The sequence below is a fragment of the Prevotella sp. LMAG:51 genome (genome assembly GCF_008680225.1).
Classification (GTDB): Bacteria; Bacteroidota; Bacteroidia; order Bacteroidales; family Bacteroidaceae; genus Prevotella; species Prevotella pectinovora.
In genome coordinates this window covers 61,704-84,446 of the sequence record NZ_NALQ01000003.1, presented here as the reverse complement: position 1 = coordinate 84,446, position 22,743 = coordinate 61,704, and the positions used below count along the sequence as shown (strand labels likewise).

Genomic DNA, 22,743 nt, shown 5'->3' with positions numbered 1-22,743 from the left:
GCCCATGTTGGGTAACGTGCTTGCCCCACTTGGGCACGCTGCTTGCCCCACTTGGGCAGAAAATGCGCCAGGCGGCTGCCCAATAAGTTAATGTTGTAACATCCATACTTCTGTTTTCTGGATTCTGCCAACACATGCAATTCCTGCCATCTGATACTTCCTCTCATCTGCAAACCATCCAGACAATCGGAAACAACCATCAGGTCGCTAACCATTTGTATATCAAAGCATTACAGCAAAAACCTGACAATCTGACAATTTTGATCGTTTTTTTGGTCACAAACCTCTATCAGGCAATAATGGAGACTTTGACGTATCAAAGATTACCATCAATACAGACGTTCTCCATGAGAACTATTGTCCGCCGAGACGGCTGAAGAACTCTATTATCTCGTCCCACGTCTTGAACGTGTCGGAACCGAGGGCTATCGTAGTGCCCATGAATCCGGAGCGCTCACATTCCGCCACGGGAGCGATGAGATAGTCGCCATAGAGCAGATTCTCCTGGTTGGTGAAGGTGAGGCGCTGCCATGCCGGCACATTCACCGTGTCGTTGACCCAGCGGCGCACCTCGGCAACATACTCCTCGTCGTAGCTTGGCGACGGGGCTACGACATACATCGCATAGTGGTTGAGCAGAGTCTGGAAACCCTTCATCGCACTTCCCCTCTGGCTGCCCCTGGCATCGCGCAGCGCATCAATGCTCACGTAAACGATAGGACGCTCACGACCCTCCTGACGGTCGTCGATCCAGCGCACCACGGGAATGACGGCATGGATGAGCGACTTGTCTATGAGGCGGTGCTCGCCGTGGAAACTTATCGCCTGGCGGTAGTGGGCGGCGAACACGCCATAGGTCTCTGCAGCCACCGTGGTGTCGGCATCGCCGAAGAGTCCGTAGACCCTATCCTGCTCCTCGTCGGTGACTGCCGCGAAGCACTGCCGCGTCACCTCCTTGTATTCCTCCACCATACTCTTGGTGACGATGAACTCCTGCACACCGTCCTGCCTTGGGTTCTGGAAGGTCTGCTTGCCCAGCATCCCGTGTTTCGTCATCGTCTCTCCCATCAGGAAAGCCGGGTTCACCAGTATGCGGTCGTAGCCATACAGCATCTCGGTATACATTCCTCCCATCGACGTGCCGATGATGAGGTCGGGCTTCTGTTCCTCGCATTTCTGCCTCAAGAGGTCCATCGCCTCCTGCGGATGCACCGGCAGGTCATACGCCACTACGTCTGCCGACGGCAGCATCTCACGGATGCGCGCCACCGTGCCCGACTGTGCCGACGACATGAATCCGTGGACATACATTATCTTCTTGCCCTTCATTATCGAGGGATACTGCAATACGTATTTGTTTTCCTTTTCCATCTTTTTCCCTTGTTTTATATTCGGGTTCCGCATGCTTCCGGCATACATGCCGATGAGCTGCAGGAACGGTTTCTCCGATATGTGCAACGTGGACTACTGCCCACTGCTTTTTCATCAGGCAAAGGTAGCATAATCCATGCTCAATACAAAACGAAAGACGAATTAATGCACAATGGAAAATGAATTATCCCGAATCGGGGATCATGCCGTTGGGGGGGGGATTATCAGCAGATGCCATCATATCCACAGCAGACATGAGGCAGCCACAAAAATCTGCAATCGGGTTGTCGTTATCAGGATAATTCATTACCTTTGTTCTTACACTCCGTCAGGCAATGCCCCATTCCTGACAATGAAAAGACAACAAGATGGAGAACGACAAGACAATACAAAGCCCCATAATGAGTCTGCTGCGCCAGAAAGCGCTGCTGCAGACCGAATACGACGAGGAGAAGGAGAACTTCAAACGGCAGATGCAGGCCATGGGACTCCCGCGACGCATCCGCAGAGGCGACGCATGGCATCCCGTGAGGATCGGCAGGAGCTATTACAACTCGCTCAACCAGCTGGCTATCGAGGTGTATCGCACTGCCGACGACGAAATAGAACACAATTTCGAATTCGGAAAACCCGTGTGTTTCTTCCATACCGACGAGGCGACGGGCAGCGAGGCGACAGCAGACAAGCTGCCCACCGGCAAGACACAGGCCAAAGGCACGGCAAAGGCTTTCGACCTGATTGCCACAGGAACCGTGAGCTATGCCGACACCGACCGCATGGTGGTGGTGATTCCCGACAAGACAGGACTCGCCGTGACACTGCAGAACACGGAGAATGTGGGTGTGCAGCTATTCTTCGACGAGACCAGCTACAAACTGATGTTCGAAGCCCTCGACCGCGTGATACGCGCCAAAGGCAACCGACTGGCATACCTGCGCGACCTGTTCTATTCAAAGCAGAAAGCGCAGACCTTCTCGTTCGACGCGATAAAATTCCCATGGCTCAACACGGCACAGGAACTCGCCGTGAACAATGTGTTGAGGTCAAAGGACGTGGCGGTGGTACACGGTCCGCCGGGAACAGGAAAGACCACCACACTCGTAGAGGCGATATACGAAACGCTGAAGCGGGAGAGCCAGGTGCTGGTGTGCGCACAGAGCAACATGGCAGTGGACTGGATATCCGAAAAGCTCGTAGACCGCGGAGTGGCGGTGCTGCGCATCGGAAACCCCACACGAGTGAATGACAAGATGCTCTCCTTCACCTACGAGCGGCGCTTCGAGTCGCATCCCGACTATCCCGAACTATGGAGCATCCGCAAGGCGATACGCCAGCTGCGGCAGAACCGCAAACGGGGGTCTGCCGACAACTGGCACCAGAAGGTGGAACGCCTGAAGAGCCGCGCCACAGAGATAGAATGCCGAATCAACGCCCAGCTCTTCGGCGAGGCGCGTGTGATAGCCTCAACTCTCGTAGGCAGCGCCAACCACGTGTTGTCGGGACAGAAATACACCACACTATTCATCGACGAGGCAGCACAGGCACTTGAGGCTGCATGCTGGATTGCCATGAAGAGGGCGTCGAGAGTGGTGCTCGCCGGCGACCATTGTCAGCTGCCGCCAACGGTGAAGAGCTTCGAGGCGATGCGTGGCGGACTCGCCAAGACGCTGATGGAGCGCATCGTGGAAAAGAAGCCCGAGGTGGTGACGCTGCTGAAAATGCAATACCGCATGAACGAAAGGATAATGCGCTTTTCGAGCGACTGGTTTTATGGCGGAATGGTGGAACCGGCTCCTGAGGTGAAACACCGGGGAATACTGGACTACGACGAGCCGATGGTATGGATAGACACCTCCGGCACAGAGGCTTACGAGCAGTTTGTGGGTGAGAGTTTCGGAAGGATAAACAAGCGCGAGGCGCGTCTCACCCTCGACACCCTGCAGACTTATTTCGAGAAGATCGGCAAGGAGCGCATCCTCGAAGAGAGTATCGACGTGGGCATCATCTCGCCATACAGGGCACAGGTGCAGTATCTCAGACAGCTGATAAAGCAGAGCGACTTCTTCCGTCCCTACCGCAAGCTCATCGCGGTGAACACGGTGGACGGATTCCAGGGACAGGAGCGCGACATCGTGTTCATATCTCTCGTGCGCTCCAACCAGGAGGGGCAGATAGGTTTCCTCTCCGACCTGCGGCGCATGAACGTGGCGATAACGCGTGCCAGAATGAAACTCGTGATCATGGGCAATGCCGAGACTCTCAGCCACACGGCGTTCTACAAGAAACTCTATGCTTATGTCACGGGCGAAGAGGATGCCGGAGAAGAGGATGCCGACAGAGTATGAATCAAGAAAAATGGAGCGGGATGACGAACATCCTGCTCCATTTCATACTTGTATTCGTGTTGTGTGCATCCTTACTTACTGTCTTTTTCCCTTTTATATTCAGTTCTAACTTTATGACCTATAAAAAATTCATTCATTTTCCTATTCCTATATTCTTCGTTCCTTTTTATCGAATCGCATTTGCGTTGTCTCTTTTGTTGTATCTTATCTGTTTTTGATGTCTGTGCTGTCATTATCCTTGTTTGTCAAGGGTCAGACAGTGTTCCGCTCCCGGAACATAGCGAATGATATTTGTGTCATGTTGTATTAACTGATGCAAAAGTAATACATTTTGAAGAAACAAACGAATAAAACTAATAAAATGTTTGCTTTTGTAACGAAAACGATTGCAAAAAGACAACCCAACAAATTGTCTCACCTTATTATATAACCCCCAATCATCCATCAGGTCGTCTTAATGACAAATCAGGGATAATCAAGATGGCGGGCAGACGAGGGAACATGAAAATATTTTTTCAGAATCACATTGCGCTTTGCGGAATAATTGCTAACTTTGCATTATCACATATATACACAGTGGAACAACGAAACTCTTATCAGTGGCAGCGGTCCCTGATTTATATTTATATCAATATCGTTTCCCCTGCCGGCAGTGGTCGGAACACGACGGGAGAAGCATTTTTAATCCACTAAAAATAATTTTTATCATGAAAAACAACGAAGCAATGAATTTCAAGGTTCGCGCCTACGGGCGCACAGAATTGGCGCAGATGTATTGTCCCAACCTGCAACCAGAGTCGGCATTCCGCAAACTATGCCGATGGATAAGTCTGGAACCGGAACTGTCAAGACGTCTGCTGAAAAACGGCAAGATGCCGCCCGTACGGTCGTTCACACCGGCGGAGGTGAAACTCATCGTGGAGCGTCTCGGTGAACCATGACAGGCGGCACCGGCAGACATTGGTGTCCCCATTCCGCTTTTCTGCATTATTTTCCATCGGCATGATTATTTTCCACCCGTCACGTCGCTGATGTTGGCGGATAATCAGTAACTTTGCCGTATGAACGAGATTTTCCACCCTTTGCACACCGATATAGAGCGCCCCGAGCGCTTCACCTATCCCTTCAACTATACGCCACACCCGCTATGCCTGCTGGCTGCCGGCGAACTGCAACGCTACATTGGCAGCAACGGACAGTGGAGAGACGAAGTGGAGAAGGGAAAGATGTTCGGTGTGCTTGTGGTGACAGACGCCACAGGAGACCTCGGATTCCTTGCCGCATACTCCGGACTGCTGGCAGGCAGGAACGACCTGCCATATTTCGTGCCGTCGGTATATGACAGTCAGCAGCCCGACGGATATTTCAAGACCCACGAGCGCGAGATTTCATCCATCAACCATGAGATAGCACGCATCAAGGAATCTGCGGAATATACCGCTCTGAAAGACAGGACTGCCAAACTGCAGACTGCCGCCGACAACGAGATACAGGCTTTCCGACAGTATATGGCGGAGGCAAAGGAGAGACGCGCAGCCCTGAGAGCATCCGGCCAGTCCCTCTCTGCCCAGCAGCAGGAACAGATGGTCAGAGAGAGCCAATATCAGAAAGCGGAACTGCGCCGCATCAAGAAGAGATGGGACGAGACTCTCGCCGAGCCGCGCCGCCAGAAGGCAGAACTCGACAACCGCATCGCCACACTGCGACAGGAACGCAAGGAGAAATCTGACCGTCTGCAGCAATGGCTCTTCGACCAATATTCCATGCTCAACGCCCGTGGCGAACGCTGCGACCTGACATCAATCTTCGCCGCCACGCCACAGAGGGTGCCGCCATCGGGAGCCGGCGACTGCTGCGCTCCAAAGCTCCTGCAGTATGCCTATCTTCATGGTCTGCATCCTGTGTGCATGGCGGAATTCTGGTGGGGGAAGTCGCCTAAGACCGAGATTCGCCACCACCTGCACTACTACCCTGCCTGCCGCAGCAAATGCAAACCTATCCTCACACACATGCTGCAGGGCCTCAATGTGGACGCCGACCCGCACGACAGCGCCGCAGGGAGCTGCGAAGTTCTGCATATAGTTTATGAAGACGAGAGTCTGATAGTGGTTGACAAGCCTGCCGGCATTCTCTCCGTGCCGGGCAACGTGGCACGTGAGTCTGTTGTTGACATTCTGAAGCGGGAGCGTGGCGGCAGCCAGTTTCTGATGCCTGCCCACAGACTCGACATGGCGACCAGCGGACTCCTCGTAGTGGCGAAGTCTGACACCGTGTTGCGCAATCTGCACGAACAGTTCGCATCACGCACGGTGGAGAAACGCTACAGGGCAATACTCGACGGCATTCCCCACGCTCCACGCCAAGGCACAATCCGCCTGCCGCTTGCCGCCGATCCGACAGACCGTCCGCGACAGGTGGTGGACCAGGAGCACGGCAAACCTGCCGAAACCCGCTATGAGATAATCTCCACCGCCGACGGCAAGACGGAGATTCTGCTGTATCCTCTCACCGGAAGGACACATCAACTGCGAGTGCACTGCGCCCATGCCGACGGACTCGCCACGCCGATACTTGGCGACACCCTATACGGCCACCCCACAAGCGGCAGGATGTATCTGCATGCCGAATATGTGTCATTCCATCATCCGCTGACGGGCAAGAGAATGGAACTGGAATCCCGTGGCGGACTCCACCTCTGACTGATGCTGGACAAGAGACATTTTCCTGAGCCAAGGACTTGTCAGAATACAGACGGACTACAAAGGGCAGATTGGGGTTAAATCAATATAATTAATGCCAAAATAGAAAAATTCAATCAAGAAAAAGCGTACAGCATATTGAAATAATTCCTACCTTTGCCAATGAAGAAAAGCACTGAATTATAATAGCAATTATCAAAGGATGCGCTTTCAGAAAAGAAAATAAGTAACATATAAAAACAAAGACATTATGAAGAAGAAATTTATTTGCACCGTTTGCGGTTACGTTTATGAGGGTGACGCTGCTCCAGAGCAGTGCCCGGTATGCAAGGCTCCAGCATCTAAGTTCAAAGAGCTGGTAGAGGGTGAAGAAGATACTTTCGCTACAGTACACGAATTGCGCGCTGCCCGCAAGGAGGGCGCCAACGAGGAAATGATAAAGGACCTCGAGACTCACTTCAACGGTGAGTGCGGTGAGGTGGGTATGTATCTCGCAATGAGCCGCCAGGCCGACCGTGAGGGCTATCCAGAGATTGCCGAGGCTTTCAAGCGCTACGCTTTCGAGGAGGCAGAGCACGCTTCTAAATTCGCTGAGCTCCTTGGCGACGTGCTGAAAGACACCAAGAGCAACCTTGAGGCTCGCATCGCTGCTGAGCGTGGAGCATGTGAGGACAAGTTCCGCATCGCCCGCAACGCCAAGGCTGCCGGTATGGACGCTACTCACGACACCGTTCACGAAATGGCTAAGGACGAGGCCCGCCACTGCGCAGGCTTCATGGGCCTCTACAAGAGATATTTCAAATAACCACTGCTGACATAGCCCTTAAGTCCATATCCGGACTTAAGGGGTAGTCTACTGATGGGGTGTGCGGCACAGAATTATTTCTGTGCAGCATACCTCATTTTTGTTTCTATGCGTAAGAAGCACCGTTTGTCTTTTTGTTCATTTATTTCATAAAATTAATATGTAGGTATCAGCGGCGGACTGATGTCGCATGTCGGCACTATCTGGGAGGTTGGCGCAGAGGCTCCAGGCACACTGGCTGACAGATATCCTGGTTTGCCAACAGCTGTCAGAGACAGACAAACATCCTCGTCAGCTTGACTACAACCAACAATAAACCCAAAACGGTCATTAGGCCGTTTATTGTATTTTATATTTACTGCTTGCAGTCTTTTGTTTTTTATAAGGCGTCTTTTGCTTGTTTTTAATTCGTAATAGCTCGCTATTACTCATTAAAAGCCAAACAAAATCAACTCTTATAAAAACACAAAATCCAAGCAAGCCCTAATGACCTCTAAGTTTGCAGAAGATTGCGACGAAGTCGCATAAACTCCAAAATAATCAAGGTAAAACTATGATTGCTAAAGACAGTTTCGTACCTTTGTTGTAAAAAGGTAGAATCGGTCTGTCGAAGAGGTAAACCAGCTAATGACCCAGCCGTAAAGCTATAAATCGTTTAGGTCCTCATCGACATAGTTGCAAAGACCAGATAGAAAGTTATCGGCTCTGAGCCTTGTTAGAGTGTTAGTCCATACAACTATTGACCAATTCTACACAATATAACTCGTACAAAGTTATGAAGAATTTATTTATCGGAGTTGATTTTTCGAAAGAAAAAGTTGATGTGGCTATCCTTTTTGCAGACGGACTGGCAGAAACCGCTGCTAGAGTGTTCAACGAGTTCAAGACAACCGTGTCTGGCTATAGGCAGTTGGTCAAGTGGGTTGAGCAGAATTCCTGCGGTATCGACTCGTCCTTGTGGCTCTTCTGTGGCGAGAACACGGGCGACTACAGCAAGGGACTGTGCAACTTCCTCTACGGTAAAGGCTACGACATGTGGCTTGAGAACGCAAAGAGCATCAAAGACGCATCTGGTCTTAGACGATTGAAGTCTGACCGTGCTGACGCCTCGATGATTGCAGAATACGCCATGAGGAATTACGATAAAGCCGTTATGTACGAGCCTCTTAGCGAGTCGCTTACACAACTGCGTGAGCTGTTCCTATACCGTCAGATGATCGTAAGACACAGATGCAGTTTCCAGGTGCGTAGAGGCGAAAAGCGACTCACTATGGAGAAGTCGCCAGTCAAGACAATGATTTCGCAGAGCGGACGGCACATCGTCTCTGAACTCAATAAGGAGATAGAGAAGATAGATAAGCGCATTGCCGATCTCATCAAGTCGGACGAGGAACTCACCGAGGTGTTCACCATCGTGACCTCGGTGCCTGGCATAGGAACGCAGAACGCTGTGTGCCTGATGGTGTACACCGACAACTTCCGGCGTTTCAACTACGACTCACGCAAGATTGCCTGCTATTACGGCCTAGCTCCATTTGGCAAAGATTCGGGAACCAGTGTGCATTCCGATCCGCATGTACATTATATGGCTAACCGCCAGATAAAGGCCATGCTGACGCAAGCGGCACTAGCTGCCGTCAACTTCAATCCCATTATGGCGAGGTACTACATGCGCCTCGTAGAACGAGGAAAGAAGAAGCAGGTTGCACTGAACAATGTCAAGAACAAACTTGTACATTTGGTCACAGCCATGGTCAGAAATCGCCAAACATTCACCCCTGAATATAAAATCTCAGCATAAATTGAAAATAATGGTCAAAACATTTGGATATTAACATAGAAAGCGATTTGGGATAAAGAGGACTGCGTGATTGGAAAATCATTTCCGCCACGCAGTCCTCGTTGTTTATCCCAAATCTTTCTTCCGGGATTGCCTGGAGCCTGATGCCCGGTTTGGCATGAGGCTACAAGCCGTAATGAAAAAATAACATATATGCTTTATGTCCGTTTGGCGTAAGCTGTATGCAGCAGGTCCGGCAGACACCGTTATTCGTCTACCTCCTGGAAGTGCATTCCGTTGCCGTATTTGCTGTTCAGCTCCTTCTCCAGGGCATCCTTGTCGAACACGCTCTGTATCGGTCCGCTCTGTGTCAGGTCCACTCCCTCGAACATGAATCCATTGCCGTCAGCCCATTCGATGTTTGCCTTTGTCGGAGTCTTCTTTATCTTCGGGAACACGAGGGTGATGAATCTCTTGCCTTCGATTTCCATTTCCTGTCCGGCCTTCAGTCCGTTGATGAACTTCAGCTTGTATTCCTTGCCGTTGGAGTCGGTCATGACGATGTTCTTTGTGTCTTCAAAATTCACCTTCGCCACATTGTATACCAGCTTCACCATCGTTATCGTGCTGCCGTAGGTTATCGAGGCTATCTTGCAGTATTGGGTGTTGCAGTTGTCCACATAGGGATAGGTGATATTTGGCATCGTGTTCTTGCTGTTCACTCCGGCATGTGCTGTGATTGCCATAAGCAGCATCGCCACCATCATCGTGAAGATCTTTACCTGTTTCATGTTTGTATCATTTATTTGTTCGTATCATCATTTCTGGTTATTCCCCTCACTGGAGCCTCAACAACAGACTTCGAGCGAGCCGGAGAGTAGTTGTAACCGTAGTAATAGTCATCCCAGTAATATCCGTCCCAGTCGTAGTCGCCCCAGTCTGGCTCCGATGTCTTTCTGAGCTCAAAGTATACGGGGTCGTTCTGTCCGTCGTCTATCCATCCCGTGAAGCGATAGCTGCCCATGCTATAGTTGTAGATATAATATGTGCGGCCCTCATTCTGAGAGTATATCTGTATCTCCTGGTTGCCCGTCACCCTCCACTGTATGCGGCTTGAATAGTAGTCCCATGGGGCATTGCTGTAATAGTCAATCCAGTAACCCGTTCCGCTGGCATACTGATATGGGTTCTTGTCGAACGCCAACACCGAATAGCTCGACTGATACACTCTGCCGTTGTATTGGCTCTGCATATACATGTTTCCCTCCCATGTGCCCCAGAGGTTATACGCCACATCTTCATTCTCGTCGGTGCAGCCCGTTGTCAACGTGGCTGTCAGTACCATCATTATAATGGTGATTATGGAATAAAACTTTTTCATGATACAATGTCTTTATGTCGTTAATATCTCCGGCGCCGAAGCCCCGCTGTTTATTATCACGTTGCAAATTTACTATTTATGGCAGAACAGCGCAAGGATAAAAACCATAATATTTGTTAGGGAATCCCCTAAAAAGGAGTAGGCATTCCCGTTGAGATCTTGTCAAACCAAGGTTTTTCTTTTTATCCACCTATACCTGTTGCCACATATTTCGTCAGCAACATCACGAAAACATTGCCACATTCTTGTTTTTGAGCAAATTTTCATAACTTTGCCGATTTAAAAGGATAAATCAAAATATGAACGGATTATACACTGTGTTGCTCCTCTTGGCAAGCAATATTTTCATGACACTGGCATGGTATGGACACCTGAAACTGCAGCAGACGGGAACATCGAGCAACTGGCCCCTGATTGGCGTTATCGCCTTCTCGTGGCTCATCGCCTTCTTTGAATATTGCTGCCAGGTGCCGGCAAACAGGATCGGATTCGTGGAGAACGGCGGACCTTTCACCCTCGTGCAGCTCAAGGTGATACAGGAGTGTGTGAGCCTCTTGGTGTTCACCGTGATGATAAACATGATGTTCGGCAACCAGGGGCTGCACTGGAACCACTACCTCGCCTTCTTCTTCCTCGTGGCGGCGGTGTATCTGGTGTTTCTGAAATAAGGAGAGACGGATGCCCGGCGAAGGCTGGCGGCACAGGAAATCATAAACAACGACATAGACAAGAGAAAAGAACATGAAACCTACCGAAGAACAGAAGCTCGAAGCCAAGCTCATGCGCCGCTACCGCAAGGCGCTGAAGGAGTTTGAACTCATAGAAGACGGCGACCGCGTGCTCATCGGACTCTCCGGCGGCAAGGACTCACTATTTCTGGTAGAGATGCTAGGCAGACAGCAGGCGATAAACCGTCCGAAGATTGAGGTGCACGCCATACATATCAGGATGCAGAACATCAGATATGAGAGCGACACAAGATATCTGGAAGACTTCTGCCAGCGTTTCGGCGTGAAGCTCCACCTCGTGACCACAAACTTCGACATGACCACCGACAACCGCAAGTCGCCATGCTTCCTCTGTTCTTGGAACAGGCGCAAGCAGCTGTTCCTGAAAGCTCAGGAACTGGGATGCAACAAGATTGCGCTGGGCCACCATCAGGACGACATACTGCATACCGCACTGATGAACCAGATGTTTCAGGGTCATTTCTCCACTATGCCGGCACGCCTCACGATGCGCAAGATGCCCATCACCATCATCCGTCCGCTATGCATGGAAGAAGAGGCTGACATCCGCCGCTATGCGGAGACGAACGGATATGAAAAACAGAAGAAGCTGTGTCCCTATGAGACCGACTCCCACCGCTCCACCGTGGCACACCTGTTCGAGGAGATGGAGCGCATAGCGCCAGAGGCCCGTTTCTCGATGTGGAACGCCCTGAAGGCTGAGGGAAAGCTCGTGGAATGACAAAAGCGAAGATGCTTGTCCATTCCCGTCGGTTGGCCGCCGGTTACCGACCTGTGCAGAACAACTATATAGAAGAATAACATCATATACAGAGAATGCCATGTACAAAGACATCAAGAAAAGAACAAACGCAAATATAGCCATGATGCTCATCATCGCCCTGGCAGCGGTGGTGATGACAGCATGCGACGAAACCGAGAAAAAGACGATGCTGAATCCGATGAAATTCCGCACGGAGGTGAGGCTCGGCATGACACCCGTGAAAGACCAGGGACACAGTTCGCTATGCTGGGCATACGCCATGCTTGCCACGATAGAGACGGAACATATCCAGAGGGGCGACTCGGTGAACCTCTCTGTGGCTTATGTGGCACGAAATTTCATGAAGGAACAGGCGGACAGGTATTATCTGAGCCACGGCAGCAGCGACATAACGCTCCGCGGAACGATGCCGCAGCTGGTGAGACTGATACAGACCTACGGACTGATGCCCTACGACTCCTACCACACGGACGCCAACATGAATGTGGCGGTACGCAAACTGCGGTCTACACTCGTGGCACAGGTCGGCAGGGGATCGGGACTTGTAAAAGCCCGACAGGCTGCCGACAACGTGCTCGACGGCAGCATCAATCCGCTGCCCAAGCATGTGTATATGCTGGGAATGGAATATACGCCGCTGGAGTTTACGCATAGCGTGTGTATGCCCGACGAATATATGGCGTTCACCAGCTTCACCCACGAACCGATGAACAAGAAGGTGGCATTGAAGTTGACTGACAACTACAACGACGAACGCTTCGTCAACCTGCCTATCGACAGACTGATGGAACTGATGGAGAAGTCTGTCAGGTCTGGCCATCCCGTATGTTGGGAGGGCGACATCAGTGAACGGGGATTCTCATTCGCCGACGGTGTGGCAGATGTGCCGTTGGCAAAGCGCAACTGCTCTCAGACGATGAGGCAGAGGGAGTTTGACACTTTCCGCACCACCGACGACCACTGCATGGCAATAATCGGCATTGCCCGCGACAAGGAAGACAGGAAGTATTTCATCTGCAAGAACTCGTGGGGCACGGAGAATCCGTATGGCGGACTGATGTATATGTCGTTCGACTATGTGCGGCTGAAGACCATCGCCGTAATGCTCAACAACATCGTTCTGCCGGCTATGGAAGACTGATGACAGAGGGCGACAGATACAGGCTGCCTGTATCTCCCAAATAGTCCTTTGCCAGCCACGTTGCAAAAGATCTTCCCGCTACAAATGGATTGAGTATTACAGATGTGTCCATATCATGCTGCTTTTTAACCCAAATCGGTCATTAGGGCTGGCCAGGATTTTGTTCTTTTAGAAGAGTGGATTTTGTTTGGCTTTTAATGAGTAATAGCGAGCTATTGCGAATTAAAAACAAGCAAAAGACGCCTTATAAAAAACAAAAGACTGCAAGCAGTTGTAAAATATTACATTGAGCGTCCTAATGACCGATTTGGGTTTAATGAAAAAACTATCCTCTATTTTGTTTTATTGCAAATAAAATAATTATAATCGCAATAAAGAAATATCTGAAGGTAAAAATACCAAAACAGTCTTCTGTGCATCAGATTGAAGTCTGGGGGTATTCCAGACGACGGCACATGGTTTTTCTCTCCAAAAATCAATGTCCTAATGATTGATTTGGGATAAATGCAAATACGGGAAGAGAGCGTACGTTATGGTTTCGTACGCTCTCTTCCCGTATTTGCGCTGCATGCGGCTGTGCCCTGATACACACAGGGGGCATGCCGGTTGTGAGAATCTTATTCTTTGTATGCCTCTGCCATTGAAGCCGCGATGATATCCTCTGAAGTGACTTCCTTGGGAGTGGCCTGGATGTCGGAGAAATCAAACTCGTCGGCCTCCTTCTTCTCTTTTACGACCACCTTCTTCTCCTCCACCTTGTCTGAATATACAGGGGCTGTGCCCTCGTCCTTCGCCTGAGGAATTATGAAGTCGGTCTTCTGCTCCGTATCGGGCACGGTGAGCACCGGTGCCTCTTCCATCTTGGTGCGGTTGCCCTTGGCGGTGAACACGGCGTCGATGAACTGCGGCTTGCGTTTCAGCTGCTGCAGCGTTATCTTGCTGGCAAGCTGCTGGCTCTCCTTCTTGGAATAGCCTTCGCCTACGCCGCCCTCAAGGCCCTCTATGAGCACCTGGTATTTGAATATAGGACTGTTTTTGCCCTCGCGGCTCTGCTCCAGAAGCTTGAAGTCGAGTTTCACCTTGTTTTTCTGACACCATTCTATGAGCTTGCTCTTGAAGTTTATCTCCTTGTATGCCACCTTGTCGATGTTGATGAGCTGTGATAGTATGCGCTTCTCCATGAATCGCATGCAAGCCTCGTAGCCTCTGTCGAGATACATCGCTCCCACAAGGGCCTCAAACGCATTCCCACCCATGTAGCTGTTGTGGGAGGGAGTATGTTTGCCGAATTTTATCAGTTGGGTGATGCCCATCTCGGTGGCGAGACGGTTCAGAGTGTCGCGCTGCACTATCTTGCTGCGTGTGCTTGTGAGGAAGCCTTCGCGCTTTCCCTCGAAGTGGCGGTATACGATGTCGCCAACGATAGCGTCGAGGATAGCGTCGCCAAGAAATTCGAGGCGCTCATTGTTCAGTGGCTTTCCTTTCTCGTTGCGCCTGGTCACACTCTTGTGCATCAGGGCGAGCTTGTAGAATTGTATCCTGTGTGGGTAGAAACCGAAGATTTCGTAAAGAGCCGCACGAAGCTCCTTGTCCTTGCTGAAAGGAAGCCTCATGCGGTCAATGAAATTATTAATCATCATACTTCTTGAAGATTACGCAAGCGTTATGTCCGCCGAAGCCGAACGTATTGCTGAGGGCAGCGCGTACGGTACGCTTCTGCGCCTTGTTGAAGGTAAAGTTCAAGTTGTAGTCGATGTTCTCGTCCTTGTCGTCCTCCTCGTGGTTGATAGTAGGAGGAATGATGTCGTTCTTGACAGCCAATACAGACACGAGGGCCTCAACGGCACCGGCAGCGCCGAGCAGGTGGCCAGTCATAGACTTGGTAGAGCTGATATTCAGCTTGTAAGCGTGCTCACCGAAGAGCTTCTGTATAGCCTTCACCTCTGAAACGTCGCCCACAGGTGTTGATGTGCCATGTACGTTGATATAGTCGATGTCCTCTGGTGTCATGCCAGCGTCCTTGAGAGCATTCTGCATCACGAGACATGCACCGAGACCCTCAGGATGAGAAGCGGTGATGTGGTATGCGTCGGCACTCATGCCCTCGCCCACCATCTCGGCGTAGATCTTGGCGCCACGCGCCTTGGCGTGCTCCAGTTCCTCAAGGATAAGGCATCCAGCACCTTCACCCATGATGAATCCGTCGCGGCTTGCGCTGAATGGACGTGAAGCGTGCTCCGGATCGTCGTTGCGTGTAGAAAGGGCGTGCATGGCGTTGAAACCGCCTACGCCACAAGCGCAGATGGCAGCCTCTGCTCCACCGGCAACGATAGCATCTGCCTTGCCAAGACGGATGAGGTTGAATGCGTCAGCCAGAGCGTTGGTTGAAGAAGCGCAGGCTGATGTAGTGGCATAGTTAGGTCCGTGGAAACCGTAGCGGATGGAAATCTGTCCGGCTGCGATGTCGGAAATCATCTTAGGGATGAAGAACGGGTTAAACTTCGGACCATTCTCCTGATGTGTGGCATAGTAGCCCACCTCGTCCTCGAATGTCTTGATACCGCCGATACCTACACCATAGACAACACCGATGCGGTTCTTGTCTACGCTCTCCAGATCCATCTTGCTGTCTTCAACAGCCTGTACTGCAGAAGCCATGGCGAGCTGAGCGTAGCGGTCCATCTTGCGGGCTTCCTTGCGGTCGATATAGTCGTTGACGTTGAATCCCTTCACCTCGCAAGCGAACTGTGTCTTGAACTGGGATGCGTCGAAATGTGTGATAGGAGCGGCTCCGCTTACGCCTTCGAGAAGGTTTTTCCAAGTTTCCTCAGGATTGTTTCCCACTGGTGTAACGGCACCGAGTCCTGTTACTACTACTCTTTTTAATTCCATATTTCAATTGTTTTATTTTTAAGGTTGACGAACGTCGGGATGACGAGAAGACAATTGGAAACTATATGACTGCTCGTTTTTCCGGCCAACACACAAAGCCGTTGACTCGCTATCTTAATGGTCATGAATTTATAGACATGAGACTTCTGCCCCGCAATTCGAAAACCCGTTGATTCACTGACATTTTGACTTTCAGATCAGCAAGCCCTATGACGGCATAATTTGCCTGTCCTTCCGCTTGCACCCACCAACTTGCCAACTTATCAACTTTAATAGAAAAAAAAGTGAAAGAAGTGAAGTGAGATCCATAGACCGGTCTCATCTCACTTCTTTCACCTTCGATTTATATCACTTCTGATAATTATTTTGCGTTCTCCTCGATGTAAGCGATAGCGTCGCCTACAGTAGCGATTGACTCAGACTTGTCATCTGGGATAGTGATGTTGAACTCCTTCTCAAACTCCATGATGAGCTCTACTGTATCGAGAGAGTCAGCACCGAGGTCTGTTGTGAAGCTTGCTTCTGGCTTAACTTCAGCCTCATCAACACCAAGTTTGTCTACGATGATAGCTCTTACTTTTGATTCAATTTCTGACATAATAGTTAATGTTTTTAAAGTGTTTAAATTATATTCAATTTCGTAAATCGGGTGCAAAGGAACGCATTTTTTATAACTTGTGCAAATAAATTCAACAAAAAAGCACTTTCTTTTGCACACAGAGGGTATAACTGTGCAGAAAATAGCGTGTTTTGTTACAATTTTTCTCTTCTTAAAGGATAATTTCCACGCAATTCCTCAAATTTCTCAGGAGCGTTTTTGAGTCGCCGGCTGTCTTCCAGAGGATTATAGAGTGCGAGTTTCGTGTCGTCTTCACTGTCGCCTGCCTTGAAACCGTCTGGCAGAGAAGGCGGAAGGATATGCCATCGGTTCTCTATCCCGAAGTGGCGGCACAGGCCCTCAATCACCATATTGTCGGCGTTCGTCTTGCCGTCGGCGCTGTATCCGGCGATGTGGGGCGTACCTATATATACCTTATTTAATAGTGCGAGGGAGATGTCGGGTTCTCCCTCCCACGTGTCGATGACGGCATCCTTCACCATCCCCTTGTCCAGGGCAGCGAGCAAGGCTCCGTTGTCTACCACACCGCCACGGCTCGTGTTTATTATCACCGGACACTTGGCAAGTCTGCCGAAGAAAGCCTCATCGGCAAGATGGAAAGTGGGATGGTTGCCGCCCTTAGTGAGTGGCACGTGGAAAGTTATGACGCTGCATTCTCTTTCTATCTGCCGCATGTCAACGAAATGTTCTGCCGTGCTGCCGCCGTCGCCAAGCGGTGGGTCGCACACGAGCACCTTGAAGCCCATGGCGCGTGCCTCTGCCACCACCTTGCTGCCTACATGACCGTAGCCCACCACACCGACGATGTCTTTCTCTGGCGATATGCCCTTTTCGCGGCACAGCAGGATGAGGGTAGAACGCAGATATTGCGCCACGCTGCCGGAGTTGCATCCCGGACAGTTCATCCAGCTTATCCCTGCCTTCTGCATGTATTCTGTGTCAATGTGGTCGTAGCCGATGGTGGCGGTGGCAACGAACTGCACCTTGCTCCCCTGCAGCAGTTTCTCGTCGCAGCATGTCCTAGTTCTCACTATCAGTGCATCAGCGTCCTCAACGTCGCCGGCAGATATGTCGGCACCCTTCAAGTAGGTAACGTCTGGGCTTATCTCGCCAAGCGTCTCCCTAATATACGGAATCTTGTCGTCAACAATAATCTTCATGATTCATAAAACCTTTAATGTTGCCTTTATAACCTCGTGATGGGTTATTTATTGTGTTTTAGTTGGTCATATAAAATTATTTTATTAGATTTGCCACAAATTTAAACAACGTAAAGTCATGACATTCTCACAACTATGTAACAAGGTGTTCAATCTGGCTATCAACGACTACCATGTGAAAGACAATGTTGACACACAGATAAACAACCCGTACGACCGCGACTCCATTGAGAACCGCCTCTATCTGAAGTGCTGGATAGACACGGTGCAGTGGCATCTCGAGGACATCATCCGCGACCCGCACATCGACCCCGTAGAGGCTCTCAACCTGAAGCGCCGCATCGACAGGAGCAACCAGGACCGCACGGACCTCGTGGAGCAGATTGACAGTTATTTCCGCATGATATACAATGACGTGAAGCCCTTGGCTGACGCCACCATCAATACGGAAAGTCCGGCATGGGCAGTTGACCGCCTCTCTATCCTCGCCCTCAAGATATACCACATGAAGGAGCAGGTGGACCGCAGCGACGCATCCGATGAGCATATCGACAAGTGCCAGAAGAAGCTCAACGTGCTGCTGGAGCAGCAGGTTGACCTCGGCACTGCCATAGACCAGCTTCTCGACGACATAAAGGCGGGAAGGAAATACATGAAGGTGTACAGACAGATGAAGATGTACAACGACCCTTCTACTAACCCTATCCTCTACGCAAACAAGAAATAAGGCGGGAGCCCACGCTCCACAGCCTTCTGCACACGAATGAAAACCGACCATATACTGGTAATAAGATTCTCGGCTATGGGCGACGTCGCAATGACGGTCCCCGTAGTCTATTCACTGGCCAAGCAGTATCCTGACGTCAGGATTACGATGCTTAGCCAGAAATTCGCACGCCCGTTCTTCGAGCACATGCCACACAACGTGGGGTTTATGGAAGCTGACCTCAAGAACGAGTACCATGGAGTGAAGGGGCTGAACGCCCTTTACCGCCGGCTGATGGCAAAGAACTTCACCGCCATCGCCGACCTGCACAGCGTGCTGCGGTCGAAATATCTGCGCATGAGGTTCAATATCGACCGTTTCAAAGTGGCACATATCAACAAGCATAGAGCCGGACGACGTGCCATCACGGCGATGGAGAACAAGCAGCTCGTGCAACAGCCCACACCATTCAGCAACTATGCCGACGTATTCGCACAGCTGGGCTATCCTGTGAAAGTGGAGTTTGAATCCATCTTTGCCGACGGCGGCAACGAACTCTCGCAGCTCTCCGAACCGTTCAACGTGAAGCCGGAGGAACAGCAGTGGATAGGAGTGGCACCGTTTGCCGCCCATAAAGGCAAGATATACCCTAAGGAGCAGATGGAAAAGACGCTGACCATCATCTCCGACCGCCATCCCGACGCAAGAATACTGATGTTCGGCGGCGGCAAGTCGGAAATGGACACCATGGCGGCATGGCGCGAGCGCAACCCCCGCCTGGAGATAGCGTCCCGTGTGCTCGGCGGAATAGACAAGGAACTGATACTGATGAGCCATCTCGACGTGATGCTCTCGATGGACAGTTCGAACATGCACCTCGCATCCCTCGTTGGCACACCGGTGGTGAGCGTATGGGGAGCTACCCATCCTTACGCCGGATTCATGGGCTGGGGACAGAGCGAGAGCAATGCCGTGATGATCGACATGCCGTGCAGACCATGCAGCATCTACGGCAACAAGATATGTGCGAAGGGCGACTATCCTTGTCTGACCGGCATCACGCCGGAGCAGATTGCCGGACGGGTGGACATCGTTCTACTACAGGAGAAAAGAAAGTAAGTGACGGTGAAAAAATCACTAAACGTACCCGTTTTACGGAACTAACTAAAAAAACGCCAAAACCATCAGACCATCTGGTTTTTTGCTGTAATATTCTGACAAACAGTCAGTTGACTACCAACCGATTGTCAGCAAACTGTCTGGATGGTTTGAAGACGAGAGATAATTGTCAGGCGAAAGGGAATCAGATGAATGGAATTCGGACGACAGGAATTGCATAAGTCGGCAGAATCCTGCAAATAGGAATATGGATATTGCAATATGAACTTATTGGACAACCGCTTGGCGTAAAATCTGCCCAGTTGGGGCAAGGTGCTTGCCCCAGTTGAGAAAGCTACTTGCCCCAGTTGGGCAAGCAGCGTGCCCGTTTTTGGTTCAATTATCATGGATGACAATGGATATATTGGAGTTGGCGTACAAGCCCTAATGACCGGCTTGGGATAAAATAAAGAAACAAAATAAGGGCTTCCCGTGGGGGAAGCCCTATTTTATTTCTTGGCAATCATGCCAAAAGCGTTGCTTTCTGAAAAAAATCAGTTCAGAGCCTCGTCGAGGTCAGCACCAGCCTTGAACTTGGCAACCTTCTTGGCTGCGATTGTAATCTTCTGCTTTGTTGCAGGGTTGATACCCTCACGAGCTGGACGCTCGTTAACGCTGAATGTACCGAAACCGATCAAAGCCACCTTGTCACCTGCTACGAGAGCATCCTTTATTGCCGCTGTTGTAGCCTCAAGAGCCTTCTTTGCGTCAGCCTTTGTCAAACCAGCGCCTTCAGCGATTTTGTCTATAAGTTCTGTCTTGTTCATAATTGATGTTTTTTATTTGATTAATAAATTTGTCGTATACATGCGTAATACGCTGGCGAAGCAAGGTTTACGCAGGAAAATGTTTCGCAAATATAGCGCAATCCTTTTTAAATTCAAATAAAAATCAGGAAAAAGTTATGAATAAGATTAAAAAAAGTGTCTTATCCCCCTCTATAATAGCATTTCACGGATATTTTTAGTACTTTTGCCACCTGAATTAATCAAATAATGACGTTTTAATATTATGCGCAATATTCCTACGATAACGAAAAACCTGTTGATAATAAATGTGCTGATGTTCGCGGCATATTTCGTCTTCTCACGACTGAATATCAACCTCAACAGTCTGCTTGGACTGCATTTCTTCCTCGTGTCAGACTTCCACCTGTACCAGCTCGTGACATACATGTTCATGCACGCCGGTCTGTCGCACATCTTCTTCAACATGTTCGCCCTATGGATGTTCGGACGCATCGTGGAGACGGTGTGGGGACCGAAGCGTTTCCTCACCTACTATCTCACCTGCGGCATCGGAGCCGGTCTGATACAGATGGTGGCACAGTTCATCTCCTTCTATCTCACGATGAAGGGAGCATATCCGGAGTTCGGCATCGGCGACGTGATGACGGCGGTGCATGCCAACGAGTTCGCGCTCAACACATGGACCACAGTGGGTGCCTCCGGAGCGATATACGGCATACTGCTGGCTTTCGGAATGCTGTTTCCGGAGGAGAGGATATTCATATTCCCGCTACCCGTGCCCATCAAGGCAAAGTGGTTCGTTGCAATATATGCCGTGCTTGAACTTTCGCTCGGCCTCGGAATGCCAGGCGACAGCGTGGCACATTTCGCACACCTCGGCGGCATGCTCTTCGGCTATCTGCTCATCCGCTATTGGCAGCGCCATCCCAACGGTGGATACGGCGGCGGTTTCTATGGTGGCGGATATGGTTCGGGCTATGGCAGCACCGGCGGCAGAAGCATTGCCGACAAACTGAAAGATTTCTTCTCACGCTTCAAGAAGCCGGGTCACGACAACTCTTCTTTCGGCGGAGGCAGCAGGGAGAGCGACTGGGACTACAACGCCCGCAAGAACAAGGAACAGGAGGAGATAGACCATATCCTCGACAAGATACGCAAGAGCGGATACGACAGTCTGAGCGAAAAGGAAAAGAGGAAACTCTTTGAAAACGGCAAGAAATAAGCGGATGGACAAAGTCAAGAAGTTCACTATGCACATGCTGGCGGCAGCGAGTGCCGTCACGGTATGCGTGATGTTGGCCGTGGGATACAGCTACAAGCTGAACCCCGTGGAGCACCCCCTCTTTGCCAATGTCGGACTTGTCTTCCCCATATTCCTGCTCATAAACGGCGGCTTCCTCGTATTGTTTCTGCTCACATGGAAGCGCCTCACGCTCATACCGTTAGCGGGATACGTATTGTGCTACATTCCGGCACATTTCTATTCACCACTCAACATGCTGCATTCCACTCCCGACGGCGCCATAAAGGTGATGTCGTACAACGTGTATATGTTCCACAACGGCGACTCGGCAAGCATACAGAAGATAGCCGACTACGTGAACGGCAGCGGCGCCTCCATAGTCTGCATGCAGGAGGCGGCGTTTTCTGATGTCATACGCGACGCCTTCAAGAAGGAATACGAATACATCGACACCATGCGCAACGGCGTGAACGGCGAGGTGCAGATAGTGCTGAGCAAATTCCCCATACTGTCGAAGACGCGCATCAACCCCGAACTCTCCGGCTGCATGTGCGGAGCCTACGAGGTGCTTATCGACGGCGACCGCACCACGGTGATAAACTGCCACTTCGAGACATCGGGCCTCACCCTGGAAGAGCGCAGCGAGTTCCGCAATATCGTAAAGGGAGACTGGGAGAACCGTTCCGTACGCCAGGACTCCAAGCGCATGATAGTGCGCCTGGGCGAAGCAGCCAAGCGCAGGGTGCCTCAGGTGGAAGGTGTCATCAGATATATAGAAAGCCGCAAGGGAGAACCTATCCTCCTCTTCGGCGACTTCAACGACACCCCCATCTCATATTGCCACCATCTGCTCGCCAGAACCCTCACCGACTGCTACGTGACGACAGCCAACGGTCCCGGCATATCCTATCACTACAACCGTATCTACGTGCGCATCGACAACGTGATGTGCTCCAACGACTGGCACCCCTACAACTTCACCGTAGACAGGAGCATCAATGTCTCCGACCACTATCCTCTGTGGGGATTTGTAAAGAAATCTCTGCATAATGATAAAAAAACACACTGACAGTTTAAGAAGTTTAAAAAAAATCAGTATCTTTGCACGCTATGTAGGGCTGTATTGTGCTTTCTCACACGGAAACCATCATGCCCCGACAGGAAACTTCACGTATCAAAGCC

General features: G+C 50.6%; 20 protein-coding genes. 12 read left to right on the top strand and 8 right to left on the bottom strand.

Going from position 1 to position 22,743, the window contains the following annotated elements; genetic code table 11:
* Nucleotides 1-354: 354 nt before the first annotated feature.
* Complete coding sequence (locus CCC32_RS00530) at nt 355-1,371, bottom strand: YqiA/YcfP family alpha/beta fold hydrolase (protein WP_044072183.1); 1,017 nt, start codon at nt 1,369-1,371, stop codon at nt 355-357.
* Nucleotides 1,372-1,739: 368 nt separating this feature from the next.
* Between CCC32_RS00530 and CCC32_RS00525 the strand changes: the two genes are divergently transcribed.
* The 5 genes from CCC32_RS00525 (at nt 1,740) to CCC32_RS00505 (ending at nt 9,021) form a co-directional block, all read left to right on the top strand.
* On the top strand, nt 1,740-3,716 hold the full coding sequence (locus CCC32_RS00525; protein ID WP_287071445.1) for an AAA domain-containing protein: 1,977 nt from the start codon (nt 1,740-1,742) through the stop codon (nt 3,714-3,716).
* 707 nt (nt 3,717-4,423) lie between these two features.
* Nucleotides 4,424-4,657 carry a DUF4248 domain-containing protein gene (locus CCC32_RS00520; RefSeq protein ID WP_022316725.1) on the top strand — a complete coding sequence of 78 codons (234 nt, stop codon included), beginning with the start codon at nt 4,424-4,426 and terminating at the stop codon, nt 4,655-4,657.
* A gap of 120 nt (nt 4,658-4,777) precedes the next feature.
* A complete protein-coding gene (locus tag CCC32_RS00515) occupies nt 4,778-6,415 on the top strand; it encodes an RluA family pseudouridine synthase (protein WP_287071442.1) in 1,638 nt (545 codons plus the stop codon).
* A 250-nt stretch (nt 6,416-6,665) separates the two neighbouring features.
* Nucleotides 6,666-7,220, top strand: coding sequence for an NADH peroxidase (locus CCC32_RS00510; protein ID WP_042519110.1), 555 nt, complete (start codon nt 6,666-6,668; stop codon nt 7,218-7,220).
* 775 nt (nt 7,221-7,995) lie between these two features.
* On the top strand, nt 7,996-9,021 hold the full coding sequence (locus CCC32_RS00505; protein ID WP_042517114.1) for an IS110 family RNA-guided transposase: 1,026 nt from the start codon (nt 7,996-7,998) through the stop codon (nt 9,019-9,021).
* A gap of 245 nt (nt 9,022-9,266) precedes the next feature.
* On the opposite strand, the gene CCC32_RS00500 is transcribed toward CCC32_RS00505, so the two are convergent.
* Nucleotides 9,267-9,791 carry a hypothetical protein gene (locus CCC32_RS00500; protein WP_022316722.1) on the bottom strand — a complete coding sequence of 175 codons (525 nt, stop codon included), beginning with the start codon at nt 9,789-9,791 and terminating at the stop codon, nt 9,267-9,269.
* A gap of 11 nt (nt 9,792-9,802) precedes the next feature.
* On the bottom strand, nt 9,803-10,381 hold the full coding sequence (locus tag CCC32_RS00495) for a hypothetical protein (protein ID WP_022316721.1): 579 nt from the start codon (nt 10,379-10,381) through the stop codon (nt 9,803-9,805).
* A gap of 299 nt (nt 10,382-10,680) precedes the next feature.
* On the opposite strand from CCC32_RS00495, the gene CCC32_RS00490 reads away from it, so the two are divergent.
* From CCC32_RS00490 to CCC32_RS00480, 3 genes are all read left to right on the top strand, one after another.
* Nucleotides 10,681-11,049, top strand: a complete 369-nt coding sequence (locus CCC32_RS00490; RefSeq protein WP_022316720.1) for a DMT family protein — start codon at nt 10,681-10,683, stop codon at nt 11,047-11,049.
* Nucleotides 11,050-11,122: 73 nt separating this feature from the next.
* Nucleotides 11,123-11,851, top strand: coding sequence for a tRNA 2-thiocytidine biosynthesis TtcA family protein (locus tag CCC32_RS00485; RefSeq protein WP_042519113.1), 729 nt, complete (start codon nt 11,123-11,125; stop codon nt 11,849-11,851).
* A 100-nt stretch (nt 11,852-11,951) separates the two neighbouring features.
* Entirely contained in the window at nt 11,952-13,034 is a 1,083-nt protein-coding gene (locus CCC32_RS00480) for a C1 family peptidase (protein ID WP_287071434.1), read from the top strand.
* A 617-nt stretch (nt 13,035-13,651) separates the two neighbouring features.
* On the opposite strand, the gene rnc is transcribed toward CCC32_RS00480, so the two are convergent.
* From rnc to CCC32_RS00460, 4 genes are all read right to left on the bottom strand, one after another.
* A complete protein-coding gene (gene rnc, locus CCC32_RS00475) occupies nt 13,652-14,671 on the bottom strand; it encodes a ribonuclease III (protein WP_287071668.1) in 1,020 nt (339 codons plus the stop codon).
* Entirely contained in the window at nt 14,664-15,926 is a 1,263-nt protein-coding gene (gene fabF / locus CCC32_RS00470) for a beta-ketoacyl-ACP synthase II (protein WP_022316715.1), read from the bottom strand. The genes rnc and fabF overlap by 8 nt, the downstream gene beginning before the upstream one ends.
* 361 nt (nt 15,927-16,287) lie before the next feature.
* Complete coding sequence (locus CCC32_RS00465) at nt 16,288-16,524, bottom strand: acyl carrier protein (RefSeq protein WP_022316714.1); 237 nt, start codon at nt 16,522-16,524, stop codon at nt 16,288-16,290.
* 155 nt (nt 16,525-16,679) lie between these two features.
* Nucleotides 16,680-17,705 (bottom strand): 4-phosphoerythronate dehydrogenase, encoded by a 1,026-nt coding sequence (locus CCC32_RS00460; protein WP_044065185.1) that lies wholly within the window; start codon nt 17,703-17,705, stop codon nt 16,680-16,682.
* Nucleotides 17,706-17,823: 118 nt separating this feature from the next.
* On the opposite strand from CCC32_RS00460, the gene CCC32_RS00455 reads away from it, so the two are divergent.
* Nucleotides 17,824-18,432, top strand: a complete 609-nt coding sequence (locus CCC32_RS00455) for a DUF4254 domain-containing protein (RefSeq protein WP_022316712.1) — start codon at nt 17,824-17,826, stop codon at nt 18,430-18,432.
* A 36-nt stretch (nt 18,433-18,468) separates the two neighbouring features.
* On the top strand, nt 18,469-19,530 hold the full coding sequence (locus CCC32_RS00450; RefSeq protein ID WP_278840941.1) for a glycosyltransferase family 9 protein: 1,062 nt from the start codon (nt 18,469-18,471) through the stop codon (nt 19,528-19,530).
* 533 nt (nt 19,531-20,063) lie between these two features.
* Here CCC32_RS00450 and CCC32_RS00445 read toward each other — a convergent pair.
* Nucleotides 20,064-20,336 (bottom strand): HU family DNA-binding protein, encoded by a 273-nt coding sequence (locus CCC32_RS00445; RefSeq protein ID WP_042519121.1) that lies wholly within the window; start codon nt 20,334-20,336, stop codon nt 20,064-20,066.
* Nucleotides 20,337-20,580: 244 nt separating this feature from the next.
* On the opposite strand from CCC32_RS00445, the gene CCC32_RS00440 reads away from it, so the two are divergent.
* Nucleotides 20,581-21,540, top strand: a complete 960-nt coding sequence (locus CCC32_RS00440; RefSeq protein WP_287071428.1) for a rhomboid family intramembrane serine protease — start codon at nt 20,581-20,583, stop codon at nt 21,538-21,540.
* A 4-nt stretch (nt 21,541-21,544) separates the two neighbouring features.
* Nucleotides 21,545-22,630, top strand: coding sequence for an endonuclease/exonuclease/phosphatase family protein (locus CCC32_RS00435; protein ID WP_022316708.1), 1,086 nt, complete (start codon nt 21,545-21,547; stop codon nt 22,628-22,630).
* Nucleotides 22,631-22,743 lie beyond the last annotated feature (113 nt).